We start from the raw sequence: 13,744 nt of genomic DNA, 5'->3' as shown, positions 1-13,744 counted from the left end.
AGAAAGAATACCTCTGAAAAACTAGTTTTCAAAGGACTGGCTTCGTCGGCCTACGGCCTCCTCTGCCAGTCCTTTGAAACATAAATTTAAACCTAGACACAGTTTAATGAACTATCCCTATTGTAATTACAATTTGCGAATTTTTATCTCTTTAAAAAGCACTCCCTGACCTTCACTTTGTAACCCAATGTATCCTGAAGTTAATCGCTGCCCATCCACTTTAATTGCCGGATCAAATCGATTCGCTACGCCACCCCCAATTTGTGGAAATGAATAAGTCAGAACGGTATCACCATTGACTAAATGATGGACAATAGAATCTCCGTAGACAATCAAATCAGCCTTTACCCATTCGTCCCATTTGAAAGTTGGAGAGGTAGACTCAATACAATGTCGAGGATCTATCTTTCCTTCGAAAACAACATCCGTTCCCGGCGAGCACATATTTCCCGTAGGACGGGCCACTCCCTCTTTTTCTTCAGCCAGCATCTGATACTCGACTGAAATAGGCCAATCCTGCTCCAGCAAAATACTTTCTGGCGATTGTGAATGAAACATCACTCCACTGTTTCGGTACGTATAGCTTTGGGCATCCTCAAGCCACTGATCCGTAAACCGGTATTCCCAAGTCAGATGGAAAGAAGAAAATGGCTTTTCATAAAACAAGTGCCCATACCGATCATTGAAGCCATCGTAGTCTGAATAGTCCACAGCTAATATCCCATCGACTACCCGAAAGGTATTTGCATAATTCTCTCCTGTAGGATGATGGTGGATTTTTGGAATCCAACCGCTTAGATCTTTGCCATTGAAGAGCACTTGCCAATCCGACAGGTTTGATTCTTCCAAAATGAGTTCCTCTTGCACTGCAGACTTTTGGCAAGAAGCGGCAAAAATGAGTATCAATAAAAAAAGAAATACAGGGCTAAAGGTCTTTTTCATAGTGTTGAGGATTTAACAACAATATGAAAAAAGTTAAGCGAAGGTGCTAATTCTAACGAATTAGAAAATCAATGCTTCCAGTCGTATCCATCAACTTGCTCCAGGCAAGCTTTCAATAAAGCGATCGAATCGGCAATATCTTGCTTGTGCGCCATTTCGATTACTTGGTGAAGATGTCTTGTCGGAATGGAGATTGCACCAGCTATTGCTCCTTGTTTTCCCATTCGCTGCACTCCTGCTGTATCTGTACCTCCCGCAGTTAAGATTTCAAGCTGCCAGGAGATTTTCCCTTTGGTAGCCATCTGCTTCATAAATTCTACCATTCGGTAATCACAAATCGTCATCGCGTCCATAATCTTGATGGCAGTTCCTTTTCCCAGTTCGGTCACTTTCTCATGTGGCTGTGCTCCTGGTACATCAAAAGCAATGGTGGTATCCAAGGCAATTCCAAAATCAGGATTAATTCCATGAGCAGCCACATTTGCACCTCGAAGTCCAACTTCCTCCTGCACTGTGAAAGTCGCATATACATCGTATGCAGGATTATTCAATTGCTTTAGCGTCTCAATCAAGATAAAAACAGCTACCCGATTGTCTATGGATTTACAATTGACACAATCACCCATTTCGATCAATTCTCGATCTCGAGTGATCGGATCTCCGATGGTAATATATTTCTCAACTTCTTCTTTGGGCATTCCCAAATCGATAAAAAAGTCAGTGGTCTTTGGAAGAACAGCTCGCTCCTCTGTAGTCATCACATGAATAGGTTTGCTCCCCATCACTCCTATCAAGTCTGTTTTACCATGGACGATCACCCGCTGTGCAGTAAGAGTCTTCGGATCAAACCCACCAAGTGTATGGAATCTTACAAATCCCTTATCGTCAATATGCGTCACTATAAATCCGATCTCATCCATATGAGCAGCAACCATTACTCGCTTCCCATCCGGATTTCTCTTCCCTTTCTTGATTGCGATTACGTTGCCCAGATTATCTACTTTCACCTCATCTACAAGCGGAGTCACTTGCTCAATCACAAAATCACGAACTCGTTTTTCAAAACCGGGAGCTCCGGCGATTTCACAAATTTGTTTAAGAAGCGAAACGTTGATAGACATGGTTGATTTAGGATTTAGAATATGAGATATATGATTTTAGAAATCTCAGAAAAGAGATTGTTGAGGACATGATTTTAAAGCTCGAATAGCTGAGTTCATTTCCCCTGAAAATATTCTTGGTATTAATAGGCTCTGATTGTTTTCCCTTCCATGAAGTTAACAAAGGATTTATTTACTACCACGGTACCTCCTTCTGTAGGATAGTTTCCTGTGAAATACCAATCACCTGTATGATCTGGGATACATTTATGAAGATTTTCCACAGTTTGAAAAATCACTTGAACTTCCGCTTTAATATCCTCAGAGGTTACAATTTGAGCGACCTTTTCAGAAACTTCTTCATAAGTGAATTTGCTATAGACTCCTTTTACAAAATTCTCCATTTCTAAATTAGAATTTAAGCAGGAATCATACACTTCATCTAAAATGTGATCCATATTATGCTCTTTCAATAAAGCCAAAGCAGCACGGAATGCTATAAACTCCTTCATTTTAGACATATCAATACCATAACAATCAGGATATCGAATTTGCGGAGCAGAGGAAACTATAATAATTCGCTTTGGATTTAATTTATCCAAAGTCGTCAGAATGCTTTTCTCTAAAGTTGTTCCTCTTACGATACTGTCATCAATTACTACAACTGTATCAATACCAGGCTTGATCACTTCGTAAGTAGTGTCGTAGACATTAGCGACCATAGTGTCACGGTCATCGTCGTTTGTGATGAAGGTTCTAAGCTTTACATCTTTACTTACCAATTTTTCTACTCTTGGTCTGAAATTCAAAAGCTCATCCAGATCACCAACATGAGGTTTTCCATCTATAAAAATCTCTCTCCTTTTTGCTGAAAGGTAATCCTCTAGACCTTCAATCATCCCAAGAAAAGCAGTTTCAGCGGTATTGGGAATGTATGAGAAAACGGTATTTTTCAAGTCAAAATCTATCGCTTTAAGAATCTGAGGTATCAAGGCCTTACCTAGATTCTTTCGCTCCTGATAAATATCTGGATCAGTACCCCTTGAAAAATAAATTCGCTCAAAACTGCAAGATTTCTTTTCCCGAGCTGGCATGATTTCATCTTCGGAATAAGAGCCATCTTTATTTATAACAAGCGCATGACCTGGCTTGATTTCTTTGATTTCTTTGAAGTTGATATTGAATGAAGATTTGATAGCTGGCTTCTCCGAAGCTACAACAATCACCTCATCATCAGCATAATAGTAAGCAGGACGAATCCCGGAAGGATCTCTTACCACAAAGGCAGACCCATTTCCAATCACACCTGCCATCGCATAGCCACCGTCAAAATCACGACAGGATCTTCTTAAAATCCTAGCAACATCCAACTCATCTTCAATAACTTGGGTAATCTGCTCGTTAGAAAATTTATGCTTGTATTTATCGAAGATTCGTTGATTCTCTTCATCCAAAAAGTGTCCGATCTTCTCCATCACCGTAACCGTATCGGTTTTTTCCTTAGGGTGCTGTCCAAGTTCCACCAACTTCCCAAACAGCTCCTCCACGTTGGTCATGTTGAAGTTACCTGCCATGACCAAGTTTCTACTTCTCCAATTATTCTGCTTTAGAAAGGGATGACAAGTTTCAATTGAGTTTTCGCCATGTGTACCATATCTAAGGTGTCCTAGCCAGACTTCTCCTGTAAATGCGATATTTTCTTTGAGCCACTCTCCATCTGTGAGGGCATCATGACCTCCGATTTTTTTGGCCTTTTTGTACTTCTTATTGATTTTGTCAAAGATAAAATTGACTGCAGATGGTTCTATGGAGCGGTATCGACTGATATACCGAGTGCCAGGTTTCGTGTCTATTTTGATATTGGCTACACCAGCACCATCCTGTCCACGATTGATTTGTTTTTGCATTAGCACATAAAGCCTATTTGAGGCAAAAGCTGCTGTCCCATATTTGTCAATGTAATATTGAACGGGTTTTCGCAGCCTTATCATTGCGATGCCGCACTCGTGTTTGATCGCGTCACTCATGGAGTCAGGAGAAAGTTATGTTTGGTCATTCAAAGTTAATTGATTTTAAAAGAAAATTTGGTCAAAAAAAGTTCTACTATTCTTTCAGGTTTATCATTCCCATAAAAGAGTCTTATAAATCAATTTTTTACAGGATTTTAAAAAAAATTAAGAACGATATGCGGATTAATTCTACAACCTAACCACATGATTTTTGAGCAAAAGGTCGCAAAATCCAAATCATGGCACTTGGCACAGGTATCGCATAGGTAGTACATGTCGGCGGAACAAATCCAATGACAATAGGATCCGGATCCAACTATTTAAAGAAGTAAATTTAACTTAAACCAACTAGAGTCATGAAAAAGACACTCATTATTGCCACAATGCTATTTGCCGGTGCGGCAATGGCAAATCCGATTGAATTAACTTCTCAAATTTCCCCTGTTGGAATTGAGGCTCAACAAGAGCAAGAAAAAGTAAAAATCGATCCTGAAACTTTGCCGGATGCGGTCAAGGCCTCAATCGCTGGAGATGAAACTATTGCTTCTTTGCCGATAGCAGAAGCTTGGAAGATCTCTTTACCAGAAGATAAAGCTCATTTTGCAGTTACTTTTGACAACGGTACAGAAGAAAAACTGACCAAAAAGTATGACGAGGCTGGAAATGAGATCGTAGCGTAAGATCATCATTTCTTAAAATAAGAAGGCACCAGATTTTGTCTGGTGCTTTTTTTGTTATGTTTATGCAAATCAAAATTTTATGAAAAGGATATTACTGGTTGAGGATGATTTGACATACGCCCGAATTGTTAAAAACTTTTTAGAGAAAAATGGATTTTCTGTGGATTCTACGACGAAAGTCAAAGAGGCACAGCAGCTTTTGTCAAATGCTAAGTTTGATTTGATCATTGCCGACTTCCGCTTGCCGGATGGAACAGGCATGGAACTTTTACAATGGTCTAAAAGTAATTTCCCTCAGACCCATGTCATACTTATTACTCACTATTCTGATATAAGAATAGCGATCAAGGCAATGAAACTTGGGGCTTTTGAATACATCACCAAACCTATCAACCCTGACGAGCTTCTTGCAACGGTGAAGGAGTCACTCTCTGAAAAGCTAACTTCTTCCTTAAGTGTTCAAGAAAGTGTTACACAAAAAAGTCAATCTATTACTCCGGCTACTTTCAAAAACAATTACGTGGTAGGCACTTCGATGGAAGCCGAGAAATTAGAAAAACATATTCAACTCGTGGCTCCTACCGATCTGAGCGTATTGGTTCTGGGAGAAACAGGAACAGGTAAAGAGCTTATTTCTAAACGAATTCATGATTTTTCTGCTAGAAAAAATGGTCCATTCATCGCAATTGACTGTGGTGCACTTCCAAAAGAGCTTGCTGGAAGTGAACTATTTGGACATGTTAAAGGAGCATTTACTGGTGCATTGGATAATAAAACAGGCCACTTTGAACGTGCAAATGGTGGGACTATTTTTCTGGATGAAGTAGGAAATTTAAACTATGAGGTACAAGTACAGCTTCTTCGTGCGATTCAGGAACGGAAAATCCGGAAGATCGGAGGAAACAAAGAAATCGAAGTTGACTTGAGAATCATTGCCGCAACCAATGAAAACCTTTTTCAGCAGACGGGAACAGGGAATTTCAGGGAAGATCTTTACCACCGCCTCAATGAATTTACTCTTAAAGCGATTCCATTACGAGACCGGAAGACCGATTTGGAGGAATTTGCGAACGAATTTCTGATTGAAAGTAATAATCGCCTTGGAAAAAATGTAAAAGGTTTTTCAAATGATGTATGGGATTTTTTCTTAGGGTACGATTGGCCTGGAAATCTCAGAGAACTTCGAAATATCATCAAAAGAGCAGTTTTATTGACCACAGGTCCCCTTGTCGAAAAAGAAGCTTTACCTATTGATATTCAAGAGATTAATACCTCAATAAACTTGATCAATGACACTGCTGATCCCAGCAAAGCCAGCAACAGTTCTATTTCTTCACCAACCGACTATAAGAGTCAATGGGAAGAGCAAGAAAAAAATCTGATTCAAAAAGTGTTGATGGATACAAAATTCAATAAATCAAAAACTGCCCGAATCCTAAAAATGGACCGAAAAACGCTTTACAGTAAAATGGATAAATATGGCTTGAACGAGTAAAAAAATTCATTGCCACTAACTAATGGAATGCGATTGTCGCCAGCGTTCCAATAGAGCTAATATTTGAGATTAAGTATCTGAAAATGAATTAAAATACTACTCTTCATCGGCAAGAGAGCACTAATCCGATTCCTCTTTCACCAAGATTGGTCTTCTCGACAGCTCATCAAGCAAGGAACCGACTTCTTTATCTAATTGACTTAGCAATTCTGCTAATCCATTTTTATTGCTCATTTTGAGATTTGTCTCTATTTTTCTAGCGATTCTGGAGGCAGGACTTTTGATTTGCCCTAGCCTACTTGCCATTTGATGGGAAATTTCAAGGATATTTTCAAATCGGTTGTTCAGCCAGGCTTTTTTCAATTCTTGTAACTCCTTTCGAGTTTGAAGAACCAACTCACTGATTATATCATTCAGGAGTTGCTCGTCGTCCATACAAAATCTTCTCAGATCAGAAAGTTGATAGCTTTCCGCAAATTCAGAAATGCTGTTTTTTTGCTCATTTTTATTGAGGACTCTATCAGTAAAATATTTTCCGATGGTATCAATCAAGGCATTTTCTTGAAAAGGTTTTATTAAAAGATCATCAAAACCAGCATTCAACAGACTTTCCCTCTCTTCGACAAAAACATTCGCGGTCATTGCCAATATGGGCAATTGCTTATATTGATCAAATGAGCGAAGTTTTTTCACCACATCGAATCCAGAATATTCAGGCATCTGAATATCTAAAATGGCAAGATCAAAATGCTCATGCTTAAAATCATCTCTGAATGACACTCCACCATTATAGCAAATACAAGAAGCTCCAAAATAATTTAAGATCGTCTCAAGATATTTTATCCCCACCGGATCATCATCTGCCAATAAGATTTGTAATCCCGTGAGATCCAGAGATTGCGCTTGCGAATCAGTTCGCTCCTGAATCGCGTCACCGGCAAGTAAAGGCAAGCTCAAAGTCATTTTTGTTCCAACATTCTCAGCACTTTCGGCTGTGATCGTTCCCCCTATAAGTGTAATGAGTCGCTGAACAATAGCGAGGCCAAGTCCAGTCCCACCATACTTTCTTGAAATGGAGGTGTCTGCTTGGTCAAATTCTAAAAACACTCTTTTAAGGACTTCTTTGCTCATTCCTATGCCGGTGTCCTTTATTTCTACAGTTAGGGTATCATTTCCCCACTTGATTTTGACTTCAATAGTACCTTCAATCGTGAATTTGAAAGCGTTGCTGAGTAGATTGTTCAGTATTTGCTTAAGTCGAAGCTGATCACCAATTAGTGATTTCCCTTCAGGGAGCTCCATTTCCCATTTAAATTCAAGCTGTTTTTCGACAGCTTTCAATTCAAAGAAATTTTGAATGGATTCAAAAAGTAATTCCGGATCAAATTCTTTTATCTCCAATTTAAGTTTACCTGCTTCTAACTTGGAAAAATCGAGGACTTCATCCACAATTTCCATAAGTGTGTCTGATGCATAACCAATCATACGAAGCTGTGATTGTTGGTTGAGGTCCAATTCGCTTTTTTCTAAAACGGAGCGATATCCCTGAATCACATGTAACGGATTACGTATTTCATGACTCATATTAGCCAAAAACTCCTGCTTGGATCGAGCCAGATCCTCTGCCTTTTGCTGAGATTCAAATAAGTTTTCCTGATACCTCTTAGTAAGCTTAATCTCCTTGAGAATAGAATAAATCATTAAGGAGATTCCAAAAATCGCAATGATTACTATAACAATCAAAAACATGGTAACGTCATAACTCAACCCATAAGCTGACTCATTCTTTTGATTTGACTCTTCCAAAGCTCGTTTTTGGAGTGTCGCAACCAGATTTTGGATCGTCCCTACAATTTCACTTTGCTTGAGCGAAAGTTCAGATTCCATACTGGCCAACTTTTGACGCTGGGAGGATTCTTCCCAATATATTCTTTTGATTACATTTCTGATTCCATACAGGACGCTATCCAATGCCTGTGGCTTTTTCTGACCAAGTTCCTTGTAGTTTTGATTTTGGAGATCCTGAAGGTATTTGACCAATTTATTTTCCACTTGGGAAGACTCCGTAATCTGCAGTTCCTGATTGGTTGAAATTGGCTTGCGGGTCGCATCCAGCAAATACTCCTGAGGATTAATTCTTTTCAAGGGCTGAATCTCTGCCAATGAGGCTCTTCTTCTGATTCCCAATTCTACTTTCCGGAGGGCTTCTTGAGTAAAATTACGGTTAGCTAGATTGTTCTTTACTTCGTAAAGATCAAGATATCCGGTAACAAGTGAGGGAATATTACCTCTAATCCGTTTAATATAGCCAGACTCGAGAGTATCAAGAGCCAAAGCTTCCAACTGATCAAGTTTAGAATTCAATGAGAGGACAGTAGAATCTTTGACTCGAATATCAACAGCTGTATCCCCCTGACTGACCTGAGTAATTTGAATTATTTCAGTTTGCAGCTCATTGAGGACATTAAGTTTCTGATTAGGCTGAGACAATTCATCCATCGTCTCAAGCATACGGTTGAGGGTATAATAAGTCAGTCCTGAGATTCCGATCAAGAAGATAGCTGCAAAGAAAAATCCTATAATGACTTTACTGGCAGTATTGACTTTTGGGGTTAGCTTCTTCATCTGTGAAGTAATTTACGCCCAATAATTATTCCAGAAGTTTAGAACTTGAGCAAAGTGTAGCCTTGGGGCACGTAAGTAGTTATCGTTGTCAATGCTGAATGAGCAATTTTAACCCCTGGCCATAGATCGCTTTTATCAAGTTTTCGAGCAACCATCGACTGTCCACAGACAAAAAATTCTGCTCCAGCAGCCTTTAGGGCTTCATAAACTTTCAAATTAGGATTATCTATTTTATTTCGCTCTTGATAATTTTCATCTGTAAGCAGTGTGAAAATTGCGCCACCATGAATAACCACCTTTACATGGATTCGATCCTGAGGCACTCCAGCTAAACCATGCAGATTCATCAGTCGGGCAATATTATCCACCCACCGGCTAATTTCTGCTGGATTATCTGCACCTGTAGTCATGTCAATGATAATCTTATATTCTAGTGAAGGATCTGGCCGTTCTACAGCATCTTTGATTTCATAGATTCCTCCGAATCCTTTTACAATTGGGAACTGGGCAGTTTGGGCAAAACTGAAAGTGGTGGAAAACAATAAAATTAGAAAAAGGCCTAGTGTGCTGGTAAGTTTCATAGATGGATATTTTTAGGCTGAAAAAGTAGGAAAAATCTTCCGATAGAAATAGCCACTAATAAAAAAGCTCTGAATAAATTCAGAGCTTTCTGTGCGCACGAGAAGATTCGAACTTCCACACTACTTAAAGCACCAGCCCCTCAAGCTGGCGTGTCTACCAGTTTCACCACGTGCGCGGTTATTGGTTTGCAAAAGTATCATTCGAGTTCAACTGATGCAAACCCGATTGAAACCTTTTCGGATTATTTTCAAGAATAAACTTTCTTTTCTGCAGAAAGCAGGGTATTGTATAGTAAGGAAGCTATCGTCATCGGTCCCACTCCACCTGGAACAGGTGTGATTGCGGAAGCCTTCGCTGCTACTTCGTCAAACTTAACATCCCCAATCAATCTAAAACCTGATTTCTTTGAGGAATCTTCTATACGGTGAATTCCCACATCGATTACCACTGCACCAGGCTTCACCATATCCGCGGTAACAAACTCAGGCTTACCTAAGGCTACGATCAAAATATCTGCAGAGCGAGCAATTTCCTCCAAATTTTTGGTTCGGCTATGCGTCAAAGTCACGGTTGCATTTCCAGGATAGCCATTTCTAGCCATCAGAATACTCATCGGACTTCCCACGATATGACTTCTTCCGATCACTACGCAATGCTTTCCTGAGGTCTCAATATCATATCTTTTTAGCAATTCGATGATTCCATAAGGAGTTGCTGCCACATATGCTGGCCAGTTCAAAGCCATTCTTCCTACGTTGGCAGGCGTAAAACCATCAACATCCTTCTCCGGCTTGATCTTATTGGTCACTTTCTCCACAGAGATATGCTTTGGAAGTGGTAATTGCACAATCAATCCATCGATTTCAGGATTCTCATTGATCTCTTCCACTACTTTCAAAAGTTCAGCTTCAGAAACTGTCTCATCTAATCTTACCAAAGTTGACTCAAAACCACATTCTCCACATGCCTTAACTTTTGCATTTACATAAGTTTGGCTTGCTCCGTCACTTCCGACTAAAATCGCGGCTAGATGCGGTATTTTACCTCCTTCAGCTTTGATTTCAGCTACACGGGCAGCGATTTCTGATTTGATATCAGAGGATGTTTTTTTACCGTCAATTAAGATCATATGATTTACGAATTACGATTTTGGATTTACGAGATCCTCTGGAACTCCAACCCTTGAATTATATATTTATCCTGAAAATCTATTTTAGAATTAAGAGGATCTTGCTGTTTTAATACTAGCAACTACGATAGCTACTAGCTCATTTGCTTCTTTAATAAGTCGTTTGATTTCCGATGACAACTCCAAATTGTCGTTTAATTCATCTATCACTTCAAGAAAGAATTGACTTTCGTCGGCTTCCTCCTCCACTATTTTTAATTTATTAATAAAATCAGCTTTTGATTTTGCCCTGGTAACCTCTCTATAATTGGCAGCAACAGAACTGGAACTTCTGATTAACTGATTTATATAACTATTGTACTCTCTGGAATGCGGCATCTTAGAACACAATCGCCAAACATCAATAGCAAACTGCTTTGTTCTTCTGATCATTTCCTGTTTCATATGCCGTTCATTTAGAACTAAATCTAAAAACTTGCCTATGAAAATAGAAGATGGAGGTACAAGGAAATCTCGTAAATCGTTCTTCTTAAATCGTAAATCAGATTAGTCCAGCTTCAGCACCGCCATAAAAGCCTCCTGTGGCACCTCGACGTTTCCGACTTGTCTCATTCGCTTTTTACCTTTTTTCTGCTTTTCGAGAAGTTTTCGCTTACGGGAAATATCACCTCCATAACACTTCGCCAATACGTTTTTACGCATCGCCTTTACAGTTTCTCTGGCAATAATCTTCTGTCCGATTGCAGCCTGAATGGCAATTTCAAACATTTGGCGCGGCACCAATTCCTTCAACTTTTCGCAAAGTCTTCGGCCCCAATCATAAGCCTTATCTCTATGAACGATTGCTGAAAGCGCATCGACTGGTTCACCATTCAACATCACATCCAATCTCACCATATGTGAAACTTGGTAACCGATCAATTCATAATCTAGGGAAGCGTATCCCCTTGAAATAGTTTTTAACTTATCGAAGAAATCAAATACAATCTCGGCCAAAGGCATATCGAAAGTCAATTCTACCCGCTCTGAAGTCAGATAGATCTGATTTTTGATCTGACCTCGTTTTTCCATACAAAGGGTAATCACCGCACCTACATATTCTGCCGCCGTAATGATAGATGCTTTCACATAAGGCTCTTCAATATGCTTCATCCGAGTAGGATCTGGCATATCCGAAGGAGCATTGATCAACTGAACAGTATCGTTGGTCATCAGAGCTTTGAACTGTACGGATGGTACCGTCGTAATCACAGTCATATCAAACTCCCGCTCCAATCGCTCCTGAATGATCTCCATGTGCAACATTCCCAAGAATCCGCAGCGGAATCCAAAGCCTAAAGCCATGGAAGTCTCAGGCTCCCAAACTAAAGAGGCATCATTCAACTGGAGTTTTTCCATGGAATAACGAAGCTCTTCATAGTCCGTAGTCTCTACTGGATAAATTCCGGCAAATACCATTGGCTTAACGTTTTCAAAACCTTGAATCGCTGCGTCACATGGTCGTTTTACATGAGTGATCGTATCTCCAACTTTGATTTCTTTAGCCACTTTCACTCCTGAGATCAGGTAGCCCACATTTCCTGCAGACATCGTTTGCTGAGGAATCTGATTGAGTCCTAAGATTCCAATTTCATCCGCCTCGTATTCTTTGCCTGTATTGACGAATTTGATTTTATCGCCTTTGCTGAAGGTGCCGTTGAAAATCCGGAATATCACTTCTACCCCACGAAAGGAATTGTAAACCGAATCAAAAATCATCGCCTGAAGCGGTGCATCCGGATCACCTTTTGGCGCAGGAATTCGTGTTACAACTGCTTTCAAAATATCGTCGATACCAATACCAGCTTTTCCTGAAGCCAAAATAATATCCTCTCTATCACAACCGATCAAGTCGATCACCTCATCAGCAACCGCCTCAGGATCAGCTCCCGGAAGATCAATTTTATTTAAGACAGGGATGATTTCAAGATCATGACCTAAAGCCAAATAGAGATTTGAAATCGTCTGAGCTTCAACTCCTTGGGATGCATCCACAATCAATAATGCCCCCTCGCAGGCAGCAATCGAACGGGAAACCTCGTAGGAAAAATCCACGTGACCAGGAGTATCTATGAGGTTTAAGGTATAAACCTCTCCCTCATGCGTGTACTTCATCTGGATCGCATGAGACTTGATCGTGATACCACGCTCCCGCTCCAGATCCATATTATCCAACAACTGATTCTGCATGTCGCGATCCGCTACGGTATCGGTTTCCTGCAGTAATCTATCCGCCAATGTACTCTTCCCATGGTCGATATGGGCGATGATACAGAAATTTCTGATGTTTTTCATATTCATTTCGGGCGCAAAAATAGTAAAAAAGAAGGACAATTAGCCTTCAATTTAGATGAAATGAGGCAGTTCAAATCTTAGCAGGAAATAGAGCAGGACATTAAGGGCTAGTGAAATAAAATGTAAATACACTTCGCTTCGCAAGGTGAAATAAGCCTTCGGAAAAATAACTCCTCCTCCAGGAAGTTTTCGATTCAAAAAAGTATTTCCTTTTCCGAAGGACGAATTATTTCTACTGTATTTCAATAGTATTTCTTGATTAGGCTATCCAAATGTGATTCGCTTTTTAACTTTATCACTCAAAATCGAAAAGATGAAATCTGTAGCAGAAAATAAAAAATCCCAAAATATCGCTGAATACTTGATTTACATGTATCAAATGGAAGATTTGATTCGATCTTATCAGGGTGACATCAAGGAAATAGATAAATATGTAGTATCCAAATATCCGGTTTCAGACGAAGAAAAAATCGATATTTCGGTTTGGTTTGGCGAACTTATCGCTCAAATGAAATCTGAAGGGATTCTTGAAAAAGGACATTTAAGTCAGTTGAATAAACTGGTAGAAGAATTGGCTCAAATTCACTGGAAACTACTGAAAATAGATCGTTCTTATTTTGAAATCTACAACAAAGCTAAGCCACATATTCTCGAGGCAATCGTACAAGCAGAGGGAAAAGATCTAGGAAATGAAATTCAAATCTGCCTTAATGGAGTATATGGCTTATTACTCTGTCGACTACTAGGCAATAAAGTCAGTGATAAACAACTTCAATCTACTGAGGCTTTTGGAGAGGTTTTGAGCTTGCTAAGTTTAAGTTTTAAAGAGGCTTAATCCTGATCCAATT

11 protein-coding genes and 1 tRNA gene are annotated in these 13,744 nt (G+C 39.6%); 3 read left to right on the top strand and 9 right to left on the bottom strand.

All coding sequences use genetic code 11. From position 1 onward, the window contains the following. Positions 1–126: 126 nt before the first annotated feature. The 3 genes from P8O16_RS06050 to P8O16_RS06040 all read right to left on the bottom strand — a co-directional run bounded on the left by P8O16_RS06050 (position 127) and on the right by P8O16_RS06040 (position 4,069). Positions 127–942, bottom strand: coding sequence for a DUF1080 domain-containing protein (locus tag P8O16_RS06050; RefSeq protein ID WP_300311970.1), 816 nt, complete (start codon positions 940–942; stop codon positions 127–129). Between the two features lie 68 nt (positions 943–1,010). Next, positions 1,011–2,063 carry a M42 family metallopeptidase gene (locus tag P8O16_RS06045; protein ID WP_300311967.1) on the bottom strand — a complete coding sequence of 351 codons (1,053 nt, stop codon included), beginning with the start codon at positions 2,061–2,063 and terminating at the stop codon, positions 1,011–1,013. A gap of 122 nt (positions 2,064–2,185) precedes the next feature. Further along, positions 2,186–4,069, bottom strand: a complete 1,884-nt coding sequence (locus tag P8O16_RS06040) for an amidophosphoribosyltransferase (protein ID WP_300311964.1) — start codon at positions 4,067–4,069, stop codon at positions 2,186–2,188. A 338-nt stretch (positions 4,070–4,407) separates the two neighbouring features. On the opposite strand from P8O16_RS06040, the gene P8O16_RS06035 reads away from it, so the two are divergent. Then, positions 4,408–4,731: a hypothetical protein gene (locus P8O16_RS06035; protein WP_300311961.1), complete on the top strand. Its 324-nt coding sequence runs from the start codon at positions 4,408–4,410 to the stop codon at positions 4,729–4,731. Between the two features lie 79 nt (positions 4,732–4,810). Next, complete coding sequence (locus P8O16_RS06030) at positions 4,811–6,226, top strand: sigma-54 dependent transcriptional regulator (protein WP_300311958.1); 1,416 nt, start codon at positions 4,811–4,813, stop codon at positions 6,224–6,226. A 120-nt stretch (positions 6,227–6,346) separates the two neighbouring features. Here the strand turns inward: P8O16_RS06030 and P8O16_RS06025 are convergent, their stop codons facing one another. The 6 genes from P8O16_RS06025 to lepA form a co-directional block, all read right to left on the bottom strand. Then, positions 6,347–8,851 carry an ATP-binding protein gene (locus P8O16_RS06025; protein ID WP_300311955.1) on the bottom strand — a complete coding sequence of 835 codons (2,505 nt, stop codon included), beginning with the start codon at positions 8,849–8,851 and terminating at the stop codon, positions 6,347–6,349. 38 nt (positions 8,852–8,889) lie between these two features. Then, on the bottom strand, positions 8,890–9,432 hold the full coding sequence (locus P8O16_RS06020; protein ID WP_300311951.1) for a DsrE family protein: 543 nt from the start codon (positions 9,430–9,432) through the stop codon (positions 8,890–8,892). A gap of 92 nt (positions 9,433–9,524) precedes the next feature. Beyond that, positions 9,525–9,608 (bottom strand) — tRNA-Leu (locus P8O16_RS06015). A 72-nt stretch (positions 9,609–9,680) separates the two neighbouring features. Continuing rightward, positions 9,681–10,562 carry a bifunctional 5,10-methylenetetrahydrofolate dehydrogenase/5,10-methenyltetrahydrofolate cyclohydrolase gene (locus P8O16_RS06010; protein ID WP_300311948.1) on the bottom strand — a complete coding sequence of 294 codons (882 nt, stop codon included), beginning with the start codon at positions 10,560–10,562 and terminating at the stop codon, positions 9,681–9,683. A gap of 90 nt (positions 10,563–10,652) precedes the next feature. After that, positions 10,653–11,006, bottom strand: coding sequence for a four helix bundle protein (locus P8O16_RS06005; protein ID WP_300311946.1), 354 nt, complete (start codon positions 11,004–11,006; stop codon positions 10,653–10,655). A 102-nt stretch (positions 11,007–11,108) separates the two neighbouring features. Beyond that, positions 11,109–12,902: a translation elongation factor 4 gene (gene lepA / locus P8O16_RS06000; RefSeq protein WP_300311973.1), complete on the bottom strand. Its 1,794-nt coding sequence runs from the start codon at positions 12,900–12,902 to the stop codon at positions 11,109–11,111. 307 nt (positions 12,903–13,209) lie between these two features. Between lepA and P8O16_RS05995 the strand changes: the two genes are divergently transcribed. Beyond that, a complete protein-coding gene (locus P8O16_RS05995) occupies positions 13,210–13,731 on the top strand; it encodes a DUF4924 family protein (protein WP_300311944.1) in 522 nt (173 codons plus the stop codon). Positions 13,732–13,744: the final 13 nt, after the last annotated feature.

It is taken from the genome of Algoriphagus sp., assembly GCF_029254265.1.
Classification (GTDB): Bacteria; Bacteroidota; Bacteroidia; order Cytophagales; family Cyclobacteriaceae; genus Algoriphagus.
Note: the sequence above shows the minus strand (reverse complement) of the source record. Positions and strands in the feature narration are given on the sequence as shown.